The organism is Actinopolymorpha alba DSM 45243 (assembly GCF_000373925.1).
GTDB lineage: Bacteria > Actinomycetota > Actinomycetes > Propionibacteriales > Actinopolymorphaceae > Actinopolymorpha > Actinopolymorpha alba.
The window spans coordinates 507,715-533,317 of record NZ_KB892707.1 but is presented as its reverse complement, the minus strand read 5'-3'; the positions used below and the strand labels follow the sequence as shown (position 1 = coordinate 533,317).

26 protein-coding genes are annotated in these 25,603 nt (G+C 67.2%); 7 read left to right on the top strand and 19 right to left on the bottom strand.

Annotated elements, in window-relative coordinates; genetic code table 11:
* Nucleotides 1-65: 65 nt before the first annotated feature.
* A complete protein-coding gene (locus B141_RS0102360) occupies nt 66-452 on the top strand; it encodes a phage holin family protein (protein ID WP_020573566.1) in 387 nt (128 codons plus the stop codon).
* 29 nt (nt 453-481) lie between these two features.
* Here B141_RS0102360 and B141_RS0102355 read toward each other — a convergent pair whose 3' ends face one another.
* The 8 genes from B141_RS0102355 to B141_RS38540 form a co-directional block, all read right to left on the bottom strand.
* A complete protein-coding gene (locus tag B141_RS0102355) occupies nt 482-1,255 on the bottom strand; it encodes a DUF1684 domain-containing protein (protein WP_020573565.1) in 774 nt (257 codons plus the stop codon).
* A 54-nt stretch (nt 1,256-1,309) separates the two neighbouring features.
* A complete protein-coding gene (locus tag B141_RS38545; protein ID WP_020573564.1) occupies nt 1,310-2,431 on the bottom strand; it encodes an LLM class flavin-dependent oxidoreductase in 1,122 nt (373 codons plus the stop codon).
* A gap of 271 nt (nt 2,432-2,702) precedes the next feature.
* Nucleotides 2,703-2,819, bottom strand: a complete 117-nt coding sequence (locus B141_RS52660; protein ID WP_420313570.1) for a putative leader peptide — start codon at nt 2,817-2,819, stop codon at nt 2,703-2,705.
* Between the two features lie 131 nt (nt 2,820-2,950).
* Entirely contained in the window at nt 2,951-4,000 is a 1,050-nt protein-coding gene (locus B141_RS0102345) for an ABC transporter ATP-binding protein (RefSeq protein ID WP_157180739.1), read from the bottom strand.
* 2 nt (nt 4,001-4,002) lie between these two features.
* Entirely contained in the window at nt 4,003-5,019 is a 1,017-nt protein-coding gene (locus B141_RS0102340; RefSeq protein WP_020573562.1) for an ABC transporter ATP-binding protein, read from the bottom strand.
* On the bottom strand, nt 5,000-5,953 hold the full coding sequence (locus B141_RS0102335) for an ABC transporter permease (RefSeq protein WP_020573561.1): 954 nt from the start codon (nt 5,951-5,953) through the stop codon (nt 5,000-5,002). The genes B141_RS0102340 and B141_RS0102335 overlap by 20 nt, the downstream gene beginning before the upstream one ends.
* A gap of 3 nt (nt 5,954-5,956) precedes the next feature.
* Nucleotides 5,957-6,943, bottom strand: a complete 987-nt coding sequence (locus tag B141_RS0102330) for an ABC transporter permease (RefSeq protein ID WP_020573560.1) — start codon at nt 6,941-6,943, stop codon at nt 5,957-5,959.
* Nucleotides 6,944-6,958: 15 nt separating this feature from the next.
* A complete protein-coding gene (locus B141_RS38540) occupies nt 6,959-8,635 on the bottom strand; it encodes an ABC transporter substrate-binding protein (protein WP_020573559.1) in 1,677 nt (558 codons plus the stop codon).
* Nucleotides 8,636-9,088: 453 nt separating this feature from the next.
* Between B141_RS38540 and B141_RS0102320 the strand changes: the two genes are divergently transcribed.
* Entirely contained in the window at nt 9,089-9,451 is a 363-nt protein-coding gene (locus B141_RS0102320; protein ID WP_020573558.1) for a hypothetical protein, read from the top strand.
* A 71-nt stretch (nt 9,452-9,522) separates the two neighbouring features.
* Here B141_RS0102320 and B141_RS0102315 read toward each other — a convergent pair whose 3' ends face one another.
* From B141_RS0102315 to B141_RS0102275, 9 genes are all read right to left on the bottom strand, one after another.
* The gene (locus B141_RS0102315) at nt 9,523-9,993 is read right to left on the bottom strand and encodes a GNAT family N-acetyltransferase (protein ID WP_020573557.1); all 471 of its coding nucleotides are present in this window, start codon (nt 9,991-9,993) and stop codon (nt 9,523-9,525) included.
* Nucleotides 9,994-10,018: 25 nt separating this feature from the next.
* On the bottom strand, nt 10,019-10,813 hold the full coding sequence (locus tag B141_RS0102310; RefSeq protein WP_157180738.1) for an inositol monophosphatase family protein: 795 nt from the start codon (nt 10,811-10,813) through the stop codon (nt 10,019-10,021).
* Nucleotides 10,814-10,816: 3 nt separating this feature from the next.
* Nucleotides 10,817-11,518: a glycerophosphodiester phosphodiesterase gene (locus B141_RS0102305; protein WP_020573555.1), complete on the bottom strand. Its 702-nt coding sequence runs from the start codon at nt 11,516-11,518 to the stop codon at nt 10,817-10,819.
* Nucleotides 11,515-12,474, bottom strand: coding sequence for a hypothetical protein (locus B141_RS0102300; protein ID WP_020573554.1), 960 nt, complete (start codon nt 12,472-12,474; stop codon nt 11,515-11,517). The genes B141_RS0102305 and B141_RS0102300 overlap by 4 nt, the downstream gene beginning before the upstream one ends.
* Nucleotides 12,475-12,536: 62 nt before the next feature.
* Entirely contained in the window at nt 12,537-14,645 is a 2,109-nt protein-coding gene (gene uvrB, locus B141_RS0102295; RefSeq protein ID WP_020573553.1) for an excinuclease ABC subunit UvrB, read from the bottom strand.
* An 88-nt stretch (nt 14,646-14,733) separates the two neighbouring features.
* Nucleotides 14,734-15,336 carry a dephospho-CoA kinase gene (coaE, locus tag B141_RS0102290; RefSeq protein ID WP_026256835.1) on the bottom strand — a complete coding sequence of 201 codons (603 nt, stop codon included), beginning with the start codon at nt 15,334-15,336 and terminating at the stop codon, nt 14,734-14,736.
* A gap of 84 nt (nt 15,337-15,420) precedes the next feature.
* On the bottom strand, nt 15,421-15,990 hold the full coding sequence (locus tag B141_RS0102285) for a hypothetical protein (RefSeq protein WP_020573551.1): 570 nt from the start codon (nt 15,988-15,990) through the stop codon (nt 15,421-15,423).
* Nucleotides 15,991-16,208: 218 nt separating this feature from the next.
* Nucleotides 16,209-17,696: a 30S ribosomal protein S1 gene (rpsA, locus tag B141_RS0102280; protein WP_040420379.1), complete on the bottom strand. Its 1,488-nt coding sequence runs from the start codon at nt 17,694-17,696 to the stop codon at nt 16,209-16,211.
* Between the two features lie 421 nt (nt 17,697-18,117).
* Entirely contained in the window at nt 18,118-19,065 is a 948-nt protein-coding gene (locus tag B141_RS0102275) for a phosphotransferase family protein (RefSeq protein WP_020573549.1), read from the bottom strand.
* Nucleotides 19,066-19,253: 188 nt separating this feature from the next.
* Here B141_RS0102275 and B141_RS0102270 point away from each other — a divergent pair, with 188 nt between their 5' ends.
* Nucleotides 19,254-20,207, top strand: a complete 954-nt coding sequence (locus tag B141_RS0102270) for an ABC transporter substrate-binding protein (protein WP_020573548.1) — start codon at nt 19,254-19,256, stop codon at nt 20,205-20,207.
* Nucleotides 20,208-20,835: 628 nt separating this feature from the next.
* Here the strand turns inward: B141_RS0102270 and B141_RS0102265 are convergent.
* On the bottom strand, nt 20,836-22,155 hold the full coding sequence (locus B141_RS0102265; protein WP_020573547.1) for a M18 family aminopeptidase: 1,320 nt from the start codon (nt 22,153-22,155) through the stop codon (nt 20,836-20,838).
* 41 nt (nt 22,156-22,196) lie between these two features.
* Here B141_RS0102265 and B141_RS0102260 point away from each other — a divergent pair, with 41 nt between their 5' ends.
* Nucleotides 22,197-23,015, top strand: a complete 819-nt coding sequence (locus B141_RS0102260) for a class I SAM-dependent methyltransferase (RefSeq protein ID WP_020573546.1) — start codon at nt 22,197-22,199, stop codon at nt 23,013-23,015.
* Here the strand turns inward: B141_RS0102260 and pgfA are convergent.
* Nucleotides 22,966-23,940 (bottom strand): cell envelope lipid trafficking protein PgfA, encoded by a 975-nt coding sequence (gene pgfA, locus B141_RS0102255; protein WP_020573545.1) that lies wholly within the window; start codon nt 23,938-23,940, stop codon nt 22,966-22,968. The genes B141_RS0102260 and pgfA overlap by 50 nt on opposite strands.
* Nucleotides 23,941-24,113: 173 nt before the next feature.
* Here pgfA and B141_RS0102250 point away from each other — a divergent pair, with 173 nt between their 5' ends.
* The 3 genes from B141_RS0102250 to B141_RS0102240 are packed head-to-tail and all read left to right on the top strand — an operon-like array spanning nt 24,114 to nt 25,571.
* A complete protein-coding gene (locus tag B141_RS0102250; protein ID WP_020573544.1) occupies nt 24,114-24,680 on the top strand; it encodes a dihydrofolate reductase family protein in 567 nt (188 codons plus the stop codon).
* 30 nt (nt 24,681-24,710) lie between these two features.
* Nucleotides 24,711-25,070 (top strand): ArsR/SmtB family transcription factor, encoded by a 360-nt coding sequence (locus B141_RS0102245; protein ID WP_020573543.1) that lies wholly within the window; start codon nt 24,711-24,713, stop codon nt 25,068-25,070.
* Nucleotides 25,071-25,118: 48 nt separating this feature from the next.
* On the top strand, nt 25,119-25,571 hold the full coding sequence (locus B141_RS0102240) for an SRPBCC family protein (protein WP_202805621.1): 453 nt from the start codon (nt 25,119-25,121) through the stop codon (nt 25,569-25,571).
* Nucleotides 25,572-25,603 lie beyond the last annotated feature (32 nt).

Below are 25,603 nucleotides of genomic sequence, written 5' to 3'. Positions count from 1 at the left end.
CAGGAGGTGAACTCACCGCCCGGCGTTACTTCTGCGGGAGCGGACAGGCGTGGGAGGATCGATGGGTGATCAGCATCGTCGTACGCGTCGTCATCAACGCTCTCGCGCTGTGGGCCGCCACGCTGGTGGTGCCCGGAATCGCGCTGGGCGGCACGTCCACAGCGGCCAAGGTCGGCACGCTCCTCGCGGTCGCGGTCATCTTCGGTGTCGTCAACGCCGTACTCAAACCGATTATCAAGGTGGTCGGCTGCGGCTTCTACGTCCTGACGCTCGGTCTGATCTCGCTGGTCGTCAACGCCCTGCTGTTCCTGTTGGTGGGGTGGCTTGCCAGTCAGCTCCATCTGACCTTCACGGTGGACGGATTCTGGGCCGGCTTCTGGGGCGCGATCATCGTGTCCCTCGCGAGCTTCGTGCTGAGCATGGTGGTGCCCGACAAGCTCGAACGCGGCTGACGCCAGCCTCGGCCCCAGAACCCCGCGTCTCAACGGCGGCGGCGTATCGCCTTCTCGCCGGCGGTGACCGCGAGCGGCAGAGCGTTGTCCTCGGGCGGGTAGGGGCACAGGTAGTGGTCGGTGAACGCGCAGGGCGGGAGGTAGGCGCGGTTGAAGTCGATCAGCGTCGCGCCGTCGACGTCGGGCACAGGCAGGTTGAGGAACCTGAAGCGGAAGGTCGTGTCGCCGCTGGTGCGGTCGGAGAAGACCGCGTGCAGGCCGTCGTCGCGCCTGCTGACCCGCAGCGTGAGCGCCTGGTCGTTGACGACGAACCGCACTTCACCTGACAGGGCGAGGTCGCGGTCGTAGCCGTCGGCGTTCGGGACTGTCACCACTACTTCACCGGCATAGGCGGTGTAGGTCGCCGGCACTGCCCACGGCTCCTCCGGCGGGAACGCCTCGATGCCCCCGAAGGAGGTGCGTGTCGTCGCGTGGGGATCGTAGACCCGCACCGCGAACCTGCCGCTCCGCTCGATCAGCGCGAGTTTCCAGTCACCGTGGGAGATGGTGGACGGTCTGGGATCGCGGTCAGAACGCGGCCGGGACGTGCCGTCGACAACCTCGCCGTCGACCACGAGACCATCCTCGCCCCGACCCTTCACCATGACGCCCTGCTCGTCGACACTCCACATGCCGGGCACCTCAGGAACCGTCGTCGCGTCGTCGATCCAGAACGTACCGACCAGAGCGAGCATGGAGTACGGCGCGGCCGCCGACCGCTCACGCTCCTGGTGCCACTCTTTCCAGTCCTGCGCGAATCCCATTATCAGCTCCCTCAGGGGATCGCTACGCCGTTCGCTCGGCGTCCCGCTTGGCAACTACTCGCGCACGAGTGGGATCACATAGCGACCGAAGTCGATGGCATCTCCAAGGACGTTCGACACCGCGGGCCGAGAAACTCTCGACGCCGAGATGCTAGTGGTCGAGCGGCGCCGGCGCGACAATTTCGGGCGGGCCAGTGGTCCACCACCGGCCGCGCCCCGGCGCCACAGCCAATCGTGCTCGACGGCTTCGTGAGTTGTCCAGGCTTCCCCGGCATGGGGGTCTGCGCCGGGCGTTCCACGGGTCGCGCCCGGCCTGGCGCCGGAGGCTTCCCGCCGGGCGACTTCGTAGCGGACGATCGGGATGACCTGCCGGCCGAACTCCACAGCGTCACTCAGGAGGTCGAATCCCCACCCGAGGAACGCCGTCGCGCCGAGGTCGTAGTGGTCGAGCAGCGCGGCGGCGACCGTCTCCGGAGTGCCCACCAGGAGGGTGTGGCGTTCGAGCGAACCACGGTTGGCCTTTCGCGCCCGGACCGCGTGCAGCGTGGCGCGCGCCTTCTCCCAGGCCAGCTTCTCGGTCGCCGCCAGGATCGGACGGAATCCCACCTGGATCGTGGGTACGCCGGACCGCCCGGCAAACCGGGCCGCCGCTCTGACCCAGCCGATCTGCTCGGCGAGGGTACGACTCGGCGCGGCCGGCAGGTGGAAGCCGTCCGCTTCCGCACCGCCGGTCCGGAAGGCCGCGGGCGACGAGCCGCTGAAGGTCAGGTGAGGACGCGGCTGCCGTACGGGGAAGACCTCGCTGGCGAAGTCGTTGACCTGGTAGTGCGTGCCGCCGTAGTCGAACTGCGTCCTGGTTGTCCAGGCCAGCTTGAGGATCTGGGCGTACTCCCGGGTTCGTTCGTGGGCCTCTTCCTCAGGCAGTTGGACCTCGTGCGTCCGGCCGACCGTGCTGGTGCTGGTGCTGGTGCTGGTGGGGGTGACGAGTTGGACCGACACCCGGCCGTCACTGATCCGGTCCAGTGCGGCGAACCGCTGGGCCGCGAACGTGGGCGGAGCAAGCTCTGGCTTGTGGGCCAGGCGAAGCTGGATCCGCTCGGTCCGCCTGGCGACGAACGCCGCGGCCCGGGCGGGGTCGGAGACACCTGTGCCGCAGGGGAAGTCAGGTGGTCCCATCCGTGTTCCTGGTGGGCACGGGCCAGCCGCAACGTGAAGCTCCGGTCAAACCGCGGGCCTGACCGTGCGTGCGCCTCTGAGCCGTCGTTCGTCGCTCCGAGACCGAGAAACTCCACAGGCATGGCGAAATCCTTCCGCGAGGGTCTGGGCCCTGACGCGTGACGGGAAAGCTGGAACCGATTCCAGATGAGAGGAACGCGTCAGGGAGAAAAGAGCGGGGTGGCCGGACGACGACGTACTGACCCACCTTGTGTGTGAGGCGAGGCCGCGGTCAGCCGCGACAGATCGCGCTGGCCACCCGACGCAGATCGACGTGCCGGCGACTCACGAGGTCGCACCGAAGGACACTGCGAAGGTCATGCCGTGACGGGCGGGCGGGCCGGCACATGGTCCGCCCACTGCGCGCGCGACGGGGTTTCATACCAGCGAAGCTAACCGGGCCACCCACGCCTGTCAATTCCCTATCCAGCAGGTAGGAATCGCCCGGGCTGTTCAGCAACCTCACGTAATGACAGCAGCTCAACGCAGGGCAGGATCGGCGGCGACATGGCAGGCCGCCGAATGTCCCGGTCCCAGCTCGGTCAACCTGGGCGTGATGTTCTCGCACGCTGACACGGCCAGCGGGCAGCGCGGGCGGAAGCGGCACCCCTCCCCCGGGTCGACGACCTTCGGTGGTTCGCCGTAGTCGCCTTCCGCCGCCTCCCCCAGCGGCGCCCACGGATCGGGTGCCGCCGCGAGCAACAGCTGGGTGTACGGGTGTCGCGGCGCGGTCAGTACCTCCTCCGAGGGCCCGGACTCCACCACGTGGCCGGCGTACATCACCATCATCCGGTCCGCGACGTACCGCGCACTGGCCAGATCATGGGTGATGTAGAGGAACGACACACCCGCTCGCTCGCGAAGCTCCGCCATCAGGTTGAGCAGGCCGATGCGGATGGACACGTCCAGCATCGACACGGGTTCGTCGGCGAGGATGACCTCAGGCCGGCAAGCCAGGGCGGCGGCGAACCCGACGCGTTGGCGCTGCCCACCGCTGAGTTCGTACGGATACTTCTGCAGCATTTCCCGCGCGGGTGTCAGGCCCACCAACTCCAGCAGACGTTCGGCCTCCTCGCGACGGGCCGTCCTCGACAGCTCCGGCCGGTGAAGGATGAGCGCGCGCAGAAGGCCATGCGAGATCGGATACACCGGGCTGAGCGAGCTGAACGGATCCTGGAACACCATCTGCACCCGGCGGCGGTAGTCGAGCTTCCTTCTCCGCGACCGCAACGATGCCACAGGTTGTCCGCGAAACTCGATGTCGCCGGCGGTCACCGGATACAGCAGGGCAAGCAGCCGGGCGACGGTGCTCTTGCCACTTCCGCTTTCGCCCACGAGCGCGACGATCTCGCGTTCACCGATCACCAGGTCGACGTCGTCGACCGCGTGGAGAGTACGCCGACCAAAGGTTCCACCGACCTTGAAGTGCCGGGTCAACCTCCGCGCTCGAAGCACCGGATGGGAAGGCCTCCCCGCCCGACCCGACTCACCTGGCTGGTCGGCCGTACCGGCAGTCTCCGTGGCAACCATCGCTACGCCTCCGCTTCGTACAGATGGCATCGCACGAGATCGGTGTCGCCGACCTGGTGGACCCGGGGTTCATCGCGGGAGCAGACTTCCATCACCTGACCACATCGTGGATGGAAGCGGCAACCGGTGGGTGGTCGGCGAAGGTCTGGTGGGCTACCGGGGATGCCCGTGAGCGGGCGCCGGGGACCCCGGATGGAGGGGAAGGCCTGCAGAAGCCCTTGACTGTAAGGGTGTCTGGGGTTGGAGAACACCTCTCGCGTGGGCCCGAGTTCGGCGATCTGGCCTGCGTACATGATGGCCAGCCGGTCGGACAAGTGGCTCACCAAGGACATGTCGTGCGTCACGAACAGCACGGCGAACCCGATCTCGCGTTGCAGTTGCTTCACCCGCAGTATCAACGAGCGCTGGGCGACCACGTCGAGGGCCGACGTCGGCTCGTCCATGATGACAAGGTCGGGCTTGAAGACCAGCGCCATGGCGATCATCGCGCGCTGGCGCATGCCGCCCGACAACTGGTGCGGATAGCTGCGCAGATGGATCGGGTCGATACCGACCAGGCGCAGCACGTCTTCCGACCGCTCACGCAGCCGTGCGGGTGAGACCTTCTCGTGTGCCGCCATCGCATCTCGTAGTTGGGCGCCGATGGTCAGCACCGGGTTCAGTGCGTTCATCGCACTTTGCATGACGACGGATAAGTCGCGCCAGCGGATCTGCCGGAGTTCGTCCTCGGTCAGCGACGTCATCTGGTGACCCTTGAATGTCACCGATCCGGACACGACCCGGGCCGGGGAGGTCAGCAACGACGAGATCGCGTACAGCAAGGTTGACTTGCCACACCCCGACTCGCCCACGATGCCGACGAACTCCCCGCGGCCGACCCGCAAGCTCACCTTGTCAACGGCCCTGACCGGCTCGTCACTGGCGTACTCGACAACGAGGTCTGACACCTCGAGCAGGGGCTCGTCCGCGGGCACGGACCACATCGCGGACTCCGGGAGGCTAGGCAACGGCGCGGCCACGGCGTCTCCTCCTCGGGGGTCGCAAGGCGGGGTTGCTCACCTCGTCGAAGGCGTAGTTGATCAGGGCGAAACTCGCTCCCAGCAAGGCGATACAGAGTCCCGGTGCGAGATCCCACAGAGGCGAGCCGGCCTGCAGCGCCTCGTTGTTCTCAGCCCAGTGCATCATGCTGCCCCAGCTGATCGACGTGATGTCGCCCAACCCGATGAACTGCAGGCCCGCCACGGCGAGCACACCACCGACAGCCGCACCGAGGAAGTTCGCGACGAGCAGCCCGGTCATGGTGGGCAGGATCTCGAAGACGATGGTGTACGACGTCCGCTCGCCGCGCACCCGCGCCGCCTCCAGGAACTCCCGGTGGCGCAACGACAACGCCTGCGCGCGAAACTGCCGGGCGCCGTAGGCCCAACTGGTGAAGACGATCACGCCGACCATCACCATCAGGCCGCCGCCTCGGATGTAGGAGCTGATCACGATCAGCAGCGGCAGGCCTGGAATCACCAGGAAGATGTCGGTGACGAGGGACAGCACGTGGTCGGCGACGTCCCCGACATAGGCGGCGGCGACTCCGAGGAGCGCGGACACCAAGGTTGCGAAACCGCCCACCAGCAAGGCGATCAGGAGCGACTGGCGGGATCCGTAGACAAGTTGGGAGAGGACGTCCTGTCCGTACGTGGTGGTGCCCAACCAGTGCGCGCCCGACGGCCCCTCGGCCCGACCGAACTCCGTGTCGTGCGGATCGTACGGCGCGATCAACGGCGCCCCGACCGCCATCACGACAAAGATGCCCAGGATCACCACGCCAACCAACGCCTTCGGACTCCTCACGACAGCGGTCGCGAGACTGCCGAGCACGCCCCGGTTCCGCCGCGCCGCGGGACCCGATGGCTCCGGTAGGTCCGGCTCGACGACGGGCACCATCTCTCGGCTCGCCATCACTCAGTCCTTACCTCGGGTGCGGGGATCGAGCACATAGGTCACTCCGTCCGCGATCAGGACCGACACCAACGTCGTTGTGGTGATCAGCAGGAACAACGCCTGCATCAATGGATAGTCCTGTCCCGTGACCGCCTGCACGAGCAGATATCCGACGCCGGGATAGGTGAAGACCAACTCGACCAGCAACGCGCCGCTGATCACGAACCCCAACGACATCGCGAACCCGGTGAGGTTGGGCAGGATCGCGTTGCGGCTGGCGTACTGCACCATGATCCGGCCGGCCGGCAACCCCTTGGCCCGCGCCATCTTCACGTAGTCCTCATTGAGTACGCCGATCATCGTGTTGCGCATCGTGAGGATCCAGCCTCCGACCGACGTCAGGAGGATCACCGTCGCCGGCAGGATCGCGTGGGAAAGGATCTGGCTGATCGTCGTCCACGAGAAGTCGAACTCCCCGGTGGTCACGTCGTATCCGAATCCGATCGGAGCCCAGCCGAGCACAACGCCGAACACATAGAGAAACAGGAGTCCGACCCAGAAGAACGGCAGGGCACCCACGACAATGAAGACCGGCGGGAGCACACTGTCGAGAACGCCACCGCGCCGCCACGCCGCCGTCGCGCCCAGCAACGACCCGACGGTGAAGGCGATAACTGTGGTCGCACCCACCAGGCCGAGGGTCCACGGAATCGCGATCGAGATGACGTTCGTCACGGTGTCCGGAAAATAGGTGATCGAAGATCCGAAGTCGAACCGCACGACCTGACCCCAGTAGTCAAGGTACTGCTTCCACAACGGGTCCTGGGTGTTCAGCCCGAGCATGACCTCCAGCGAATGCCGACGGGCCGGGCTGATCTGTCCCTTCATCCGGTTCATCATTTCCTGGACCGGATCTCCGGGCATCATCCTGGGCAGCAGGAAGTTGATACTCACCGCTGCCCAGAACGTGACGACGAAGAACTCCAACCTGCGGATCAGTCGCGGCATCCCAGGCCCTCGACGCTACTTCTTCGGCTTCAGGTTGAGGAGCACCACAGCCCAGTCCGGTTGGACATACGGCGCGGGGTTGGCGTACGGATCCTCCGCCGTTGGCCAGTTGGTGAACCGCGACGTGTCGGTCTGGGACCAGGCGACGTTCTGGGTCACCGGAATGACCGGAACCTCTTCGAGCATGATGCGCTGGAGATCCTTGATGACGGCCTTCTGGTCGTTCTGCTCCAGCAGGGTGTCGTACTTCTCGATCAGCTCGTCGGTCTTCGGATCCTTCCAGCGTTCGTAGTTTCGGCTGGTGTCCTTGCCAATGGGTTCGGCGTACGCGCCGTACAACACGTCGCGAAGCTCGTAGTAGGGCGTCGGGCCATTGGCACCCGAGGTGTAGGCGAGGTCGAACTGCCCCTGGCTCAGGCGGCGGTTGTATTCGTTGCCATTGAGGTTGAGGGCCTCGAGGGTGATGCCGGCCTTCTTGAAGCTGCTGACGATCACCTGCACTGACGCGACCCAGTCGGTGAAACCACCGTTGTTGATGATGCTGAGCTTGAACGGCTTGCCGTCCGGAGTCTGGAACATCCCGTCAGGGCCCTTGGTGAAACCGGCGTCGCCGAGCTTTTCGGCCACCTTGGCCGGGTCGAAGGTGTAGTCGTACGCCGCCGCCGCCGCGTCGTCGTACCACTCCTGGAACGTCGGAACGGCGATTCCCGCCTGGTTGGCCGGCGGCTGGTAGCCGTACATGCCGTCCTTGGACACCTTCTCCCGGTCGACGGCGGACGACAGGGCCTGCCGGACACGCTTGTCGCCGAGGAGCGGCTTGGTGCTGTTGATCGCGATGATGACGTTGCCGTTGGGCGGATACCAGTACTTACGGTTGGCCTTGTCCTTGGCCACCCAGTAGTTGTCGATATTGGGAACGAACTGACCGCCCCAGTCGCCCTTGCCCTGCGAGAGATGCAGGTTGGCCGGCTGGTTGTCGACGAACGCCGGATAAAGGATCTTGTCGACGAGCGGCTTGCCCTTCTGCCAGTACTCCGGGTTCTTGGTGTAGGTCGCCACCTGCGGTGAACACGAGCCGATGGTGTAAGGGCCGGTACCCACCGGCTTCTTCATCATGGCCTTGACCGGATCCTCGACCTTCGACCAGATGTGCTCGGGCAGGATGTTGGTCTTTCCGGCGACGTAATAGAACGACGAGGTCGACACCCGCTTGAAGGTGAACGTCACCTTGGTGTTGCCGCTTGCCCCCACACTGTCGAGGACACCTTCGCTCCACAGGGCATAGGTGTCCAGCGCGTCGTTGGTCTTGCCGGCATTGAACGTGAAGGCGACATCCTTTGCGGAGAACGGCTTACCGTCTGTCCAGGTGACGCCTTCACGGGTGGTGAAGGTCAGTTGCTTGCCGTCCGCACTCCAGTCGTACGACGTGGCAAGCCAGGGTTGTTCCTTGCCGGTCAGGGAATTGACATAGACAAGTGGCTCCCAGATCACGCCCCCGGTCTGTCCGCTCGACGGGGCATAGGGATTGAAATTACAGGTCCAGAGAGCCCCCGACGCATTGACGATCGTGAGCGCCTTCGCCGAACCGCCACCAGCATTGCCACTACCAGACTTGTCACCACCGCAGGCAGCAGCCACGAGGGCCACACCCAGCAGACTGACAACAATGCGCACGAGCCGCGTTCGACTCATCGTCCCCACCTTCTTTAGACGCCGTACGACCTGTCACATCGGAGGTGCCACATCGGGGTTCATCGCAGGTGAGACTGGTGCGAAACTCGAGGAATCCGCAGGGACGAGCCTGCAACCATCCACCGGTCGAGAGCAAGTCTTCGTAAAGTAAAGACCTTGTGAAGGTCGGTTACGGTCATCGGCAGCGAGGTCTCCACCTGGTCGCGGACCGGCGACATCCCGACCATCGCCGCCCATCCGCACGTCCGGTCTGGCGGATCCGCGCGGTACGCCCCGGAATGCGCTCGACATGTGCCGGACCCGGCGTGGCGACCGTCCGGCACCACACGGACGCGGACTGTCCAACTCTCACCTCTTCCGGCGACCCCGCGGCGGGGAGTGCACCCAAGGAGGTACCATTCGAACGTCAGTTCGATCCCCCCTGCCCAAGGTGACCGATCGGAGGACAGGAACATGATCGACCGTTTCGCAGTCCGTAGAACCCCACAGGGTTACGGCGTGTGGGACGCGGCCGTCAACGGCTGGCACAGCAAGCAGGACCTCGCCGAACCCCAGGCGACCGAACTGGCGCGCACCATGAACGCCCGCTACGCGGTGCAGGAGGCCCGCACCGACACCGCTTCCCGCAAGGTCGTACCGGCGAAGCAGGTGCTGGTGCTCGTCGACGGCCGCTGGTGGCCCGGCCACCTGGACTGGTGGGTCAGGGAGGCCGACGGGTGGTACGGCCGCGCGAAGCTCGACGCCACCGGGGTGACGAACTGGTACCCCGCCGCATCCCTACGCCCGGCGCCCGACACCTCCACGGCGGCCTCATGACCGCGGCCGGTGAGGAGTCCCGCCGCGGGCGCCCACCCCGGCGTTCGCCCGCGGAAGATTCCGCGGCCTCGTTACCGAGGGTCGATCCTCATCGCGAGGTGCACCTGGTCATACACCTCGTCGAAGTCCTCGTAACCGCCGTTGAGCCGGCCCCACTCCACGAAACCAAGACCCTTGTAGGCGTTCTCGGCATGAGTCCCACCGCGACAGCTGATCTCGAGAATGGAGCACCCCCACTGCTGAGCCTCCTCGCGAGCCGCGTCCACAATCCGCCGGGCCAGGCCGCTCCCCTGCATTCGGGGAGCTATGACGAAACCGCCAAGATCAGCGCGATGGCGGCACATCCGGTGAGCGAGCCGGGTGACCGTACACGTCGCGACCACCTCTCCCGACTCGTCCTCGGCGACCAGCCACACACTGTCGTTGCCATCCCGCGCCAGTTCCTTGCCGACCACGGCGCGGACCTCGTCCGACGACATCGCGCTGAAGCAGTTCCGCCGCAGATCTTCCACGTCTTCGAGACGGACCGGCCTGATCACCATCCGCCCAGGCTAGGGCGGGTCGCCGTCAGGTGTCTTCGGCTGGCGTGGTCCAGATTCGCCACATCTCCTGCGACACACCGGGAGCGGCCACCAGGATGCCGCCTTGGCTCGGAAACAGCGTCGGCGTGCCGTCCTCCCCCAGGACGTCGGCACCCGCCCGATCGGCGATGAACACCGCCGCGAGGACGTCGATGGCGTTGAACGTACCGATCACACCGCCAGCTGCCCGGCCGGCGGCGACGCTCACCAGCGACAGCGCCGAGGAACCCATGATCCGGGCGGTGCAGAAGCGTTCCGACAACCGCTCGAGCATCGTGGTCATCCCCGGCCACGGACGGTACGCCGCCCACTCGGTCACCACGATCTCTCCAGTGAGCGTGTCGACCGACTCCCGGCATCGGATGGGTACGCCGTTGCAGAGGGCGGGCCCGCCACGCACGGCACTGAACACCTCGCCCCGGAAGGGGTCCGCGACCACACCAAGCGCCGGGCCGTCGGCGTCGCAGAGCGCCAGACTGAACGAACACCACGGCAGGCCGCTCGCGTAGTTGGTGGTGCCGTCGACCGGGTCGAGGTACCAGGTCGGCCCGCCGTCGACCGCCGGTGCGCCGCCGTACTCCTCGCCGACCACCGCGTGCTTGGGGAACCGCTCCGCGAGGACGGCGCGTACATGCCGCTCGATCTCGCGATCGGTCTCGGTCACCAGGTCAGCCGCGTTCGCCTTCGTCGTCACTGCCGTCGGGCGGGCCCCGGTGATCCGCGTCTTCGCCCAGTCGGCGAGTTCGAGGGCCGTGGCGAGTTCGCCGTCGTACTCTCCCACCACTCACACCTTCGTTTCGTGGGCGACACCAACCAGCGTCGCGATCTCGTTACTGATCACCGCGTCGACTCCCCACTCGATCAGCCGGGCCATCCGCGCCGGGTCGTCGACCGTCCAGGTCGACAGGAGACGCCCGGCCGAATGTGTGTCGGCGACGAGTCGCTCATCCACGAGGGTGCAGTCGGGATTGAAGTATCGCGGCTGGATCAGGTCCCATACCCGGTCGGCCGGCGGAGTCGGCTCTCCCCACGACAACGCGATCAGCGCCAGGGGTTGGCGTTCCCGGATCGCCGTCAGGGCCTGCGTGTCACCGGCGTAGAGCACCCGATCGCCAACGCCCCGCCGGCGGACGAGTTCCGCGGTCGCCAGACCGATGGGTACGGACGTGACGTCGAGCATGACCTGGGTGTCCAGCTCCACCAGCAGGTCGATCGCCTCGTCCGCGGTCGGGATCGACCACTCCCCCGACGCTGCCCGATGTCGGGCCGCGAGGTCTGCGAACGTCACCGACTCAACGGAACGCGGATCACCCCACAGGCGCTCCAAGGTCGGGTCGTGCAGGACGACGAGCTGCCCGTCGCTGGTGAGGCGAAGGTCGATCTCGACCATGTCCGCTCCAGCCTCGACCGCCGCACGGATCGCCGGCAGGGTGTTCTCGCGATGCCCCCGCGGCTCCCCGCGATGCGCGATACAGACCGCCGTCACGACGCCTCACCTCCTGCACTCTTCTCTCCGTGAAGAACCGCCTCCCACTGCCGGCGCAGGTGGGCGACGGTCTGCGACAGCTGCCCGCATCGGACACTCAGATGCTCCACCATGCCCGCCGCCCAGCGGCTGATCTCCTCGATGTGGGAGGCACTCCGGGTGATCCGGTGGTGCCTGGTCGCGTCAGTGATGAGGTCGTCGAAGAACATGTCCGCGAACCACCGGATGTCGACCGGTGGCATCTCGAACCTGGTCTCGACACCGATGTCGGCGAGCTGCCGGCTGAAGTCGGCGAGCGCCTGCTGGGCGTACCACGCGGCACGATCCGCCTGACCGAGCTGGCCGTGCCGCACAAGTTCGGCGAAGGTCCGGCCGGACATCTCGGCCGATGCGACACCGCTGGCGCCGCGCAGGGTGACCGACACCGCCCGCAACGACTGGATCGCGTTCGCGCCCGCCGCCCGCGCCTCACCGTGCTCCCACAGATCGGCCTCGACGCTGGCAAGCCGGCGCCCCAGGTCGGCGAGGTCGGGCGAGGCATAGCTGCCCGCCTCAGCGGGTCCCGGCCGCCGGGCCAGTGCGGATTCGTACGCCGACCGCGCATCCCTTAGCTCGCCCAGCTCGGCGAGGACGTCCTTGAGCTGGGCCCTCATCTGCTCCAGGCGTCCCTCGTGCCCCTTCACTCTGAGGCGGACGGCCTCGGCCTCGACGCGCTCACGGAGCAACTGGTCGTCCTTGTCGCCGGACAGCGATGCGAGCAGCGCGGCGAACGACATCCCGGTCAGCCTGGCGACGTCGCGTTCCTCGTCGCGAAGCCGGGCGCGGAGTCCGGACAGCTGCACCTCGAGATCGGCGACCTCCTCGGCTAGCGAGGACTGTCGGCGGGTGAGGTATTCCAGCCGGCGTACCCGCTCCCACGAATGGCGGATCGCCTCGTCGATGTCGATTTCGACCATGGCTCTGACACCCTAGTGGCTCGTGCCGTCGGGCCTGCCGCGGGTGGTGGATCGGGCACCAGCTATTTGACGCCGGCTTCGCGCATGCCGCGCAGCTCCCGCTTGAGCTCACTGATCTCGTCGCGCAACCGGGCCGCCAACTCGAACTGCAACTGCTCGGCCGCGGTGTTCATCTGGTCGTTGAGCTCCTGGATGAGATCGGCGAGATCCGCTGCCGGCAATGCGGCCAGGTCCTTGGCATGCCGCCCGGCCTCACCGTGACTCGCGAGCTCCGGCACCGGCGCCTTGCCCCGGCTCCGCTGGCGTCCGGCACCGCCGAGCAGCTTCTGGGTGTCGGCGTCTTCACGGGCGAGCAAGTCGGTGATGTCGGCGATCTTCTTGCGCAGCGGTGTCGGGTCGATGCCATTCTCGAGGTTGTAGGCGACCTGCTTCTCCCGGCGCCGGTTGGTCTCGTCGATGGCCTTCCGCATCGACGGCGTGATCGTGTCGGCATACATGATCACCTGGCCCGAGACGTTACGGGCGGCCCGGCCGATGGTCTGGATCAGGCTGGTGCCCGAGCGCAGGAAGCCTTCCTTGTCGGCGTCGAGGATGGCCACCAGCGAGACCTCGGGGAGGTCGAGACCTTCGCGCAGGAGGTTGATACCGACCAGGACGTCGAACTCGCCCATCCGCAGCTCCCGCAGCAACTCGACCCTGCGCAGCGTGTCGACCTCGCTGTGGAGATAGCGGACCTGGATGCCCTGCTCCAGCAGGTAGTCGGTGAGGTCTTCGGACATCTTCTTGGTCAGCGTGGTCACCAGCACCCGCTCGTGCTTGGCCTCGCGGAGCCGGATCTCGTGGATCAGGTCGTCGATCTGACCCTTCGTCGCCTTCACCACGACCTCCGGATCGACCAGACCCGTTGGCCGGATGATCTGCTCGACCACGCCGTCGGCCTTGCTCAGCTCGTAGTTGCTGGGCGTCGCGGAGAGGTAGACGGTCTGGCCGATCCGCTCGAGGAACTCCTCCCACCGCAGCGGCCGGTTGTCCATCGCCGACGGCAGCCGGAAGCCGTGCTCGACCAGGGTGCGCTTGCGGGACATGTCGCCTTCGTACATGCCGCCGATCTGGGGCACCGTCACGTGCGACTCGTCGATGACGAGCAGGAAGTCTTCGGGGAAGTAGTCGAGAAGGCAGTTGGGAGGCGAGCCAACCTCGCGGCCGTCGATGTGCCGCGAGTAGTTTTCGATCCCCGAGCAGGTGCCGATCTGCCGCATCATCTCGATGTCGTACGTCGTGCGCATCCGAAGCCGCTGCTCCTCAAGCAGCTTGCCCTGCTTCTGGAGCTCCTCGAGGCGCTCGGCAAGCTCCGCTTCGATGCCCTGGATCGCCCGCTCCATGCGCTCCATGCCGGCCACGTAGTGGGATGCGGGGAAGATGTAGAGCTCCTGGTCTTCGGTGACGATCTCACCTGTCACCGGGTGAAGCGTGGAGAGGCGCTCGATCTCGTCGCCGAAGAACTCGATCCGGACCGCGAGCTCCTCGTAGACCGGGAAGACCTCGAGCGTGTCGCCGCGGACCCGGAAGGTGCCCCTCGTGCCGGCCGCGTCATTACGGGCGTACTGCATCTCGACGAGGCGCCGCAGCACCTGGTCGCGCTCCGCCTCGTCGCCGACCGCGACCCGCACCATCCGGTCGACGTACTCCTGCGGCGTGCCGAGGCCGTAGATGCTCGACACGGTGGCGACGACAATCGTGTCGCGCCGGGTCAGCAGGGAGTTGGTCGCGGAGTGCCGCAGCCGCTCGACCTCTTCGTTGATCGAGGAGTCCTTCTCGATGTAGGTGTCGGACTGCGGGACGTATGCCTCGGGCTGGTAGTAGTCGTAGTAGGAAACGAAGTATTCGATCGCGTTGTCGGGAAAGAACTGCCGCAACTCGTTGGCGAACTGCGCGGCCAGTGTCTTGTTGGGTTCGATCACCAACGTCGGCCGCTGGAGCTTCTCCACCACCCACGCGATGCTCGCCGTCTTGCCCGTGCCGGTGGCGCCGAGCAGCACGATGTCCTGCTCGCCCGCTTCGATCCGACGGGCGATGTCCTCGATGGCCTGCGGCTGGTCGCCGGAAGGAGCGAACTCCGAGACGACCTTGAGCGGCGCGATCTTGCGGACGAGGTCAGTAATCGGACGCATGGACCAACCGTACGCGGGGCCACCGACAGCCCCTCCCGGGGCAGACCAGGCGCCGGGCACAAACGATCGCCCCTGGGCCGCCAGCCGATCAGCTGCGGGCCGCGAGCCGTCGCCAGAGCGCTCTGACCTGCCCCGTCAGCGCGGCGAGGTCACCGGCGTTGTCGATCACGACGTCCGCCGCGGCCAACCGTCGCTCCCGGGGGGCCTGCGCGGCGATCCTGGCCCGCGCGTCCTCGGGGGTCATCCGCCGTAGCTTCGTGAGGCGTTCGACCTGGAGGTCTTCGGGGAGATCGACCACGACCACGACGTCGAAGCTGTCTGCCCGGCCCGTCTCGACCAGCAGGGGGATGTCGTGAACGACGACCGCCCGCGGGTCGTCCGCGGCGGCGGCCGCCTCGATCTCAGCTGCGCGGGCCCGCACTCTTGGATGGACGATCGCTTCGAGCCGCCGGCGTGCAGCCGGATCGGCAAACACCTGACGCCCCAGGGCCGCGCGGTCCAGCGAGCCGTCGGCCGCGACCACGGCATCCCCGAACGCCTCCACCACGGCCGCCATCCCCTCGGTCCCCGGCGCGACGACCTCCCGAGCGAGGACATCGGAGTCGATCAGCACCGCACCGTATGACGCAAGCCGGCGCGCGACCTCGCTCTTGCCCGATCCGATTCCGCCGGTCAGCCCCACCCGCAGCACGGTGCGGACACTACCGCGCCCGCGGAGGCCTGACGCACCGCCTTCCCGGCCAGGGCTGGTGCTCAGGTCCGTTTCACGTACGCCTCACCCGTGCGCGACGACCTGCGCCATGGCCCGGCGAGCGCGTTCGAGGCTCGCCGCCAACGGCTCGTCGAAACGGGCCGGGTTGAAGGGCGCCCTGGTCGACACGTAGAGGCCGCCGCTCACCTGTTCGACGTGGGCACCGGAGTACGCCGAGGCGATCCCCGCATGGAGCCGGGACAGGTCGAACCACGCGTCGAGGAAGAGGTCAGGCTCCGGGGTGACCAGAAGGTCCTTGGGTGACAGGAACGGCGCCTCGAGCACGATGGAGGCGTACAAGGGGCGAAGGGTCACCGCAAGGGCCAGCAACAGCTCCCGCAACCGGTCACCCAACGCGAAAGCCGCCTTCTCGTCGGTATAGGGACGTTCGAACGCCGACCCGTCCACCACCACCTCAATCGGGTCGGCGTCCAAGAGGGCCAGCGAGGTCATCGGCGAGCACCGGCGTACGACGGGGTTCTGCAGCCCGTCGAGGCGGGTGACGACCTCCCGCACCTCGGCGACGAGGGCATCATCCCGCCGCCCGGGGACGAACAAGCCCACCCCCGCCGGTTGCCATCCGAGCTCGTGCACCTCTCCAGTGTTGCCGACAAGAAGCCTTCCGGACAGGGCCGGCGAAAGAGTGGGGCCCGATTCACTCGCCAGGCCGCACCAGTCCAGGAAGGATGCGGCGGTTCGTCGCGGACGACGGGTATGGCGCGAGAAGGGCCGAACGGGCCCAACGAGGGTCAGGGATACCGAAAAGCCCCCGTCCATACAGGACGGGGGCTTTCCGGATGAACCGCGGAAGATCAGCTCTGACCGGTGAGCTTCTCCCGGAGTGCCGCGAGCGCCTCGTCGGACGCGAGCGTGCCCTCAGCCGGCTTGGCGGGCTCTGCGGAGACGTACGACGACGGGGCCGCCTCGCCCTCCTCGAGCTCGGCCTGCTGCGCCGCCTCGATCTGCTTCTTGTGGGCCTCCCAGCGCTGGTGGGCCTCGGCGTACTCCCGCTCCCACTGGTCACGCTGCTTCTCGTAGCCCTCGAGCCACTCGCCGGTCTCGGGGTCGAAGCCCTCGGGGTACTTGTAGTTGCCCTGGTCGTCGTACTCCGCGGCCATGCCGTAGAGCGTGGGGTCGAAGTGCTCCCCGATCGCCTCGGCACCTTCGTTGGCCTGCTTCAACGACAGCGAGATCCGGCGACGCTCCAGGTCGATGTCGATGATCTTGACCATGACGTCGTTGCCGACCTGGACAACCTGCTCGGGAACCTCCACGTGGCGCTCGGCCAGCTCGGAGATGTGGACCAGGCCCTCGATACCGTCGTCGACCCGAACGAACGCACCGAACGGCACCAGCTTGGTGACCTTGCCCGGCACGATCTGCCCGATCTGGTGGATCCGGGCGAACTGCTGCCACGGGTCCTCCTGCGTCGACTTCAGCGACAGCGAGACGCGCTCGCGGTCGAGGTCGACGTCGAGCACCTCGACGGTGACCTCCTGGCCCACCTCGACGACCTCGCTCGGGTGGTCGATGTGCTTCCAGGAGAGCTCCGAGACGTGCACCAGACCGTCAACGCCGCCGAGGTCGACGAACGCACCGAAGTTGACGATGCTCGACACGACACCCTTGCGGATCTGGCCCTTCTGCAGCTGGTGCAGGAAGTTCTGGCGAACCTCGGACTGGGTCTGCTCCAGCCATGCCCGGCGCGAGAGGACCACGTTGTTGCGGTTCTTGTCGAGTTCGATGATCTTGGCCTCGAGCTCCCGGCCGACATACGGCTGGAGGTCTCGGACCCGGCGCATCTCGACCAGCGAGGCGGGGAGGAAGCCGCGCAGACCGATGTCGAGGATGAGGCCGCCCTTGACGACCTCGATGACGGTGCCGGTGACGACGCCGTCCTCCTCCTTGATCTGCTCGATGGTGCCCCACGCCCGCTCGTACTGAGCGCGCTTCTTGGAAAGGATCAGCCGGCCTTCCTTGTCCTCCTTCTGGAGAACAAGGGCCTCGACAGGGTCACCGACCTTGACGACGTCACTGGGGTCGACGTCATGCTTGATCGACAGCTCGCGAGCGGGGATCACGCCCTCGGTCTTGTACCCGATGTCGAGCAGGACCTCGTCCCGGTCGACCTTGACGACGGTGCCTTCGACGATGTCACCGTCATTGAAATACTTGATTGTCTCGTCGATCGCGGCGAGGAAGGCCTCTTCCGATCCCACGTCGTTCACCGCGACCTGCGGCGTCTCCTGCTGGGCCGGTGCTGTGTCGTTCAGCGGGTGGGCCTCGATGCTGCTCGTCATCTGGTTGATGGCTCCGATAGGACGTTGGTCGTCGATACGTGCGCACGTGAGCCCTTGGATCGAACTGCCGAGGAAATCCAGGCCCCACCTTCGCCGGAACCGGGTGATCGACAAGAACGAGCGCGAGCCTGCTCCGTCCGAGGTCGCACAAGCCCACAGCGCTCATATCAGGATACGGGGGCCCTGTGATCAGGGTCAACGCGCCATGGCGGCGCGTCAAGGATCAACGCGCCGCAAGCCGCAGAGTTACCTCAATTGGGCCCATGATTGTTTCTTGACTGCGCAACGAACGGTGTCACTCCGGAGTTTCCGCCATATGACCGGCGAGCGCCCACGAAGTTACGCCTGGGTCGCCCGCCGAAAGCTCCCACCCGCGCCCGACCCAGGTGCTCTGTCTGGCTTGCGCCGGTAAGACCCCGTTTCACCGAAGCGCCGTACGCCAGTCCGGCCTGCCGCCGGCGAGATCACGACCGCGGGCGATGCGGAGGGCGAGCTGGTCTGCCGCCCTGGTCACGGGATTCTCCCGCGGCCGGCCCACGAGGTCGACCACCGCGAGAAGGTCCACCGCCCGGGCGATGTCGAGGAAGTCCGGATCGAGCGGCGGGCCGAAGTCCCCGAGGGAGCCTACGACGGAGGTGGCGAACATCTCGTCCTCCTCGAACCGCAACAGATTGCCCACATCGGTGTAGGGCGACCCGGCGTGTGCGAACTCCCAGTCAACGAGTCCGGTCACCTGCCCGGTCAGCGGGTCGACGAGGAGGTTCTTGGGGTTGAAGTCGCTGTGACAGAGGCAGACCCGTTCGACGGTGTCGAGAAGGTCCTGGCCCTGCCGCGCGACGTCGAGCAGGCCGGCGAACTCCTCAGCGGTCCAGCGCGCGAAGCTCCCGGCGTTGCGATGGGCTTCCACCCACTCCTCCAGGCCGCCGGCCGCGCCGGTCCACTGCTCCACCGCGAGATCAGGTCCGACGAACCGCCCGGCCCTCAGGAACGGCATCCCCGCGAGTCTCGCCAGCAGCCGGCCCACGCTGTCCCCGGCCTGGCGGCGAAGCTCCGGGGAGGCGTCCGGCAGCCAATGGTCCAGGCGTACACCAGGTAGGCGTTCCATCACCATGAACGCCGGCTCATCCGGGGTCGCCATGGTCCGCAGCTCGAGCACGTGGGGCACGGGAACGAGGTCGCGGACCAGCGACAGAAGCGCCGCGTCCACCGCGGCACGCTCGGGGTCGCGCAGGTAGAGACGAAGCACCGCCTGCTCCCCCGCCGCGCCGACGAGGAACGTCTCACCGCTGTAGCCACCGGCGAGCGGTCGCGCGTCTGCGCCGAGGAGTTCTCGAGCCTCGACCATCAGGCTCGCGGAGTTGTCAGTCATGAGGCGCCTGAACCTCCCGTCGTCGACGCACGAGGAGACACTCAAGCACGCTCACCCGAATCGGCGTCAGCGGGTGCGCGCCACGGCCCGGCGGTGGGTATTTCGGGATCTCACTCAGAGGTCGCGGCCTCTCTACCCGTGCGATCTCTTAGGATTGCCTAACTTTCCTTCGTCGCCTGGGAGGCATCATGAACGTCCGCCGGCTCGGCCTCATGCTCGCGGCCGCGGCACTCGGACTCGCCGCCTGCGCGGGTACGCCGGAGGGACAGCCATCCTCCGCACCGAAGACCCGGACGATCGAGCATGCGATGGGCTCGACGGAGGTCCCGGTGAACCCGCGCCGCGTCGTCGTCCTCGACACCGACAAGCTCGACACCGCGCTCACTCTGGGTGTGGTGCCGGTCGGCGCCGCCCGAGCTGACCAGGTGACCGGCTGGCCGCGGTACCTCGGCCCGAAGGTGAAGCCCGTCGAGGAGGTCGGCGTACTCACCGAGCTGAACCTCGAGGCGATCGCCGCCCTCCAACCTGACCTGATCCTCGGCTCGAAGTTCCGGCAGGAGAAGTACTACTCCAAGCTGAGCGCCATCGCCCCGACCGTCTTCACCGCGAACATCGGGACCCCATGGAAGGAGAACTTCCTCCTGGACGGGAAGGCTCTGGGCAAGGAAGGACAGGCGCGTTCGCTGCTCACGGAGTACGAAGATCGCGCCGAGGCGGTCGGCCGGAAGCTTGGCGATCCCAGCGCGAGCGAGGTCAGCGTGGTGCGCTTCATGCCCGACCAGATCCGGATGTACGGCCCGGAGTCGTTCGTTGGCATCGTCCTGGCCGACGTCGGTGTGGGGCGGCCGGCCGCCCAACGACTCACCGGCGCCGCCGACCGGCGTTTCGTCGCCATCAGCCCTGAACGCCTCACCGAGGCCGGCGGCGACATCATCTTCGTGACGGCATACGGAGCCGATGCGGCGACCGCGCAGGAGAAGACGACCAACGGCCGCCTCTGGCAGACCCTTCCGGCGGTCAAGGCCGGCCGGGCCCACACGGTGCCTGACGAGACCTGGATGACGGGCATCGGTGTGACCGCCGCCAACCGTGTCCTGGACGACCTGGAGAAGTACCTCCCCGGCGCCAAGCCGAGCACCTGACCTGGACCCTACGGAGGCATCTTCAAAACTCCGTCGCGCCCGACAGCTTGCTGCGCCCTGGCCCGAGCGGAGGCCGACGTGGGACCTGGCGACGGTGTGGCGGCCCAGGCACGGCACCCGTGCTCGCCGACCTTGAGTAGACGCCCACTTCTGCGGCGGGAACTGGGCACCTACTCAAGGTTTCGCGCCGCGACACCTTCAGGTCCGCCCGCGATATGAGACAAGGCAGGCGTTGTCTCACATCGCGTACACCTTCTCCGGTACAAGGCGCGGCATATCCCCACCAGGCAAGGCAAATTCGCCTAGCGAGGTGGGGAATTGCCGCGTGAGGTCCGCCAAAGGGTGTACACAATGTGAGACAAAAGCGTGGCTTCTCACTATCCGATACAACCGGGTGTACGCCATTCGAGACAGCCGCCACCTCACGCGGGATCCCCCCACGAAGCACCCTCAACTCGCCCTGCTTGGCGACGACTCGCCGCAACGAGCACCCGAACTGGCCCCGCACCAGCTACACCTCAGCAAGATCGTGAAAACTTCGGGGGTCACAGCACCCCAAAAGCTTCACAATCTGAAATGGCCTGGCCATCACGAGGCTGCCAGCGCGGGCCAGCCGGCGCGCGTGGCCTCACCCCGCCGGAGCGAGGAAGGCCGCCAGCGCGGCGACGTACATCCCCGGATCGGCCGCGCCGCACATCTCCCGGGCCGAGTGCATCGCCAACTGCGGTGCACCCACGTCGACCGTGGTCACGCCCACGCCCGCCGCCGTGATCGGACCGACCGTCGAACCACACGGCAGGTCGGCGCGGTTGACGAACCGCTGCATCGGGACACCGGCCTGCTCGCAGGCCTGAGCGAACGCACCCGCGCCCCGGGCGTCCGTGGCGTACCGGAGGTTGACGTTGATCTTGAGGACGGGTCCGCCGTTGATCCGGATCTGGTGGTGGGGTTCGTGACGTTCGGGGTAGTTGGGGTGGGTCGCGTGGGCCATGTCGCCAGAGGCGCAGATCGAGCCGGCCAGGGCGCGGAGCAGGTCTTCGCGGTCACCGCCGGCGGCGAGCACGATCCGCTCCAGCACATGCGGGAGCAGGGTCGACGCGGCGCCCCGCTCCGAGACGCTGCCGACCTCCTCGTGGTCGAACAGCACGAGGACCGGGATGTCAGCACCGGGCGCCTCGACCGCACGCAGCAGGGCGCGCAGGCCGGAGTAGGTCGTGCCGAGGTTGTCGAGTCGCGGCGCGCTCATGAGATCGCCGTCACGGCCGATCCGCCGGCTCGGCGCCAGATCGTGGGTCATGAGCTCCCCGCCGAGGATGTCGCCGGGCTCGACCTTCAACTCCTCCGCGACGAATCCGCTGAAGTCGCCGGGTGAGGTGCCGACGCCCCAGACCGGGAACACGTGTTGTTGTGGGTTGAGCTTGACGCCGGTCTCGCGGATCTCCCGGTCGAGGTGGATCGCCAACTGCGGCACCCGCAGGATCGGACGGTCGACCTTCAGCAGGCGCTCCTCCACGCCCTCCGAAGCGCGGACGCTGACCCGACCCGACAGACCGAGGTCGCGGTCGAGCCAGGAATTGAGCAGCGGGCCGCCGTATGGCTCCGCGGCCAGCAGCTGCCAACCGGCCCGGCTGGTGTCGGGATGTGGCTTGATCCGGAGATTGGGACTGTCGGTGTGCGCGCCGACGATCCGGAACGGCGTGCCCGCTGTCGTCACCGCTTCCGTGCTCCACGCGACGAGCGAGCCGCCACGGAGGATGTAATAGCGACCGGGATCACGCGGCCAGCGGTCCGCCTCGTCGAGGAGGGAGAACCCGGCCGCCTCGAGCCGGGTGGCTACCTCGGCACAGGCGTGGAACGGCGAAGGCGACGCGTCGACGAAGGCGCAGAGACCCTCGGCCTCGGCGTACACGTCACTGGTGGAGGGGGAAGCAGAGGAAGCGGCCGTCATGCGGAGAATCCTAGAAGTGCGTGCCGACAGCGAGGAGCACCGTGTCTGGAACCGGCAGAAGGCCCGACCCGACGACCACCGCGCGGGCCAATCGCTCGTGGTGGGATCTCAACGCGGACGACTACCAGCACGAGCACGGTGAGTTCCTGCGGGACGTGGGGTTCGTCTGGGGACCTGAGGGGTTGGACGAGGCGGACGTGCACCTGCTCGGCGAGGTACGCGGACGGCGGGTCCTCGAGGTGGGCTGCGGCGCTGGCCAGTGCGCCCGCTGGCTCCGCGCCCGAGGAGCCGAGGCCGTCGGCGTCGACCTGTCGTACCGCCAACTCCAGCACGCCCGCCGGCTCGACGACACCAGTGGGATCGCGGTGCCGGTCGCGGGTGCGGACGCGGGTCGCCTACCGTTCCGGGACGGCGTGTTCGACGTCGTGTGCTCGGCGTTCGGCGCGCTGCCGTTCGTCGGGGACGTGGTCGCGGTGCTCCGGGAGGTGGCGCGGGTGTTGCGTCCCGGCGGGCTCTGGGTCTTCAGCACCACCCACCCGGTGCGCTGGGCCTTTCCGGACGATCCAGGACGGGATGGGCTCGTGGCCCGCCTGTCGTACTTCGACCGCACGCCGTACGTCGAGACCGACGAGAGCGGCCGGACCACGTACGTCGAGCATCACCGCACCGTTGGTGACTGGATCCGGGCGCTGCACACCACCGGCTTCACGGTCACCAACCTGGTCGAGCCCGAGTGGCCGGCCGGGCTGGAGCAGACCTGGGGTGGTTGGAGCCCCCTGCGCGGGCGCCACATTCCGGGAACAGCGATCTTCAGCTGCGTACGCCGGCCGGAACAGCCGGAACGGCCGACACAGTCGTAGGGCGGTCGCTGGACGGGCGGGCGGTGAGGCCGATCCCGAGCGCCAACAGTCCGAGAACGCCGGCGACGAGCGGCAGGATGTCTCCGGTGAGGGCGAGGCGCCGCGACCACGGCCCAGCGAGCGCGACCTGCGAACGCACGGTCGCGGCGTCGTAGCGAGAATCCGCGGCGTACACCGTCATGATCGTGCGCCCGCCGGCCCGGAGGGTCGTCTCGGCCTGTTCGCGACGTTGCACGATGGTGCCGGTCCGCGGCTCGACCCAGATCCTCCGGCGAACGGTGTAGACCCGGTCGACGGTCGCCGTGCCTGTCAAGCCAGCCTTGACAATCCGGGCTGGAACGCGATCGCGGGCCACGGCGGTGGGCGGGATGTTCTGGACGAAGACGTACGTGGGAAGGCCGTTCACCGAGTCCGTGGTGGCGAACTGCACCGGCAGCGCCTTGGCGAGGATGGGGTCCCAGAGCGGATAGTTTCGCTTGCCAACGTCGGGCGGGAAGCTCAGGACGTACCCGTGCTTGGCCCGTCCCCCGGTGGCGCCCGCCTGGCCGGGACAGCAAGGGGCCGCCTGTCGATCGCGCCGATCAACGGCGAGGCGGTCGTGACGGGCGAAGAGCGCGCGGCCGTCCGAGCCACGTCCGGTCGTTGCGAGATCGAAGACGGCCACGTCATTTCCGAACTGCCGCGCCGATCCCACTGAGACCGGGCGCGATCGGTTGGTGATGGTGAGGTCTGTCCGGACCTGCGAGCCGGTGGTGGGATCGCCGACGATGCCGTCACTGGCGCGTGCGTGCGTGGTCGCGCCGTTCAGTGGTAGCGCCTCCAGCCGGGGCATGAGAAGCCACCTGGACACGCCGGCCAGGGCGAGCAGTGCCAGGGCCGCGACCACCAGGGCGAGCCTCACCCACCGCGGCACCGATCCACCCACCGTGCCTCACCTCCGGCCGGTCACGCTATCGGTCGGACCAGCCAGGGATGCGGGCGACTTGCGAGTGCCTCCCGCGCTTGACAGTCGCCGAGCAGGCGGATTAGCTTCATAAGGACTTCATTTTAGAAGGAGTTATTTATCAAAGATCGTCACCTGGACTGAAAGGACTGATCGTGGTTGATCTCACCGCGGACCTGTTTCTCTCGCTCGACGGGTTCGCCGCGGGCGTCGATGTCGAGGGGTACTTCGGCTACTTCGGCCCCGACCTGGAGAAGCGGCTGCATGACGTGATGAGCACACCGCATGTCGTGGTCATGGGGCGCGTCACCTACGAGGCGATGGCGGCGATCTCCTCCCCGGCCACCGACCCGGCGAGCTCGTGGATGAACGAGATCCCGAAAGTGGTCGTGTCCAACACCCTCAAAGAGCCGCTGGCCTGGAACAACACACGGCTGGTCTCCGGCGAGCTCAGCACGCAGATCCAGGCGCTGAAGCAGCAGTCGGACGTACCGCTGCGCACGATCGGAAGCCTCACACTGGTGAAGGGCCTGCTGGAAGCGGGCCTGGTCGACCGGATCCGGATCACGGTCTTTCCTATCGTCCTCGGAAATGCCGGCCGCGAACCCTTCTCAGTGGGCCACACCCGGACCGGACTCGACCTGGTCGATACCAAGGTGCTGGACTCCCGGCTGGTCATGCTCGAGTACCAGCCCAGCACCGCCCCGAAAGACCACCCGTAACGACGGGATCGCTCAGGAGGAAGGTCACAGATGGCTTCGGACACGCTCAGTCTGGTCTTCGGAGCGCTCGCCGATCCGACTCGGCGCGCGATCCTGGCGCAACTGAGCCAAGGTGATGCGACGGTCGGCGAGCTCGCCAAGCCACACGCGGTCTCGCAGCCGGCGATCTCTCAGCACCTCAAGGTGCTGGAAAAGGCGGGGCTCATCTCACGGCGGCGGCACGCGACGGCCCGGCTGAGTCACCTGGAGGCCGAGCCCCTGCGTGCGGCGACCACCTGGCTGGCCGAGTACCAACGCTTTTGGGAGCGTAGACACCAACGGCTCGACGCGCTTCTCGCCGACCTGCAAGCCGCCCAGACACCCGATCCTGACAACGACGCGACACCTTGAGAAAGAGCACCGACCATGAGCAGGACACAGATCACCGCTGAACCCGACATGCCGCTGATCATCATCACGCGAGAGTTCGACGCACCCCGCGACCTGGTGTTCCGGGCCTACACCGAACCCGAGCTACTGACCCAGTGGCTCGGCGGATGCGACGCGCGCATCACCATCGAGCGATACGACGTCAGAGATGGTGGCCGATGGCGGTACCTCAGCCAAGACGCCGAAGGTCGCGTCTACGGCTTCCGTGGCGTCTTTCACGGTGCACCCTCCCCTGATGCCATCGTGCAGACCTTTGAATACGAAGGCAGTCCAGGGCAAGTTTCCCTTGACACCTACACCTTTGAAGACCTTGGCGGTATGACGATGGTCCGCTCGGTCTCGAGCTTCCAGTCGGTCGAAAACCGCGACCGCATCGTCGAGCAAAGCATGGAGTTGGGCGTACGCAACTCCGCCCGCCAGTTAGCTGACGTACTTGCCAAGCTGCAGACCTCTGCCACCTGACCAACGCCGGCGGAAATTCGGTGGGCCTGTCC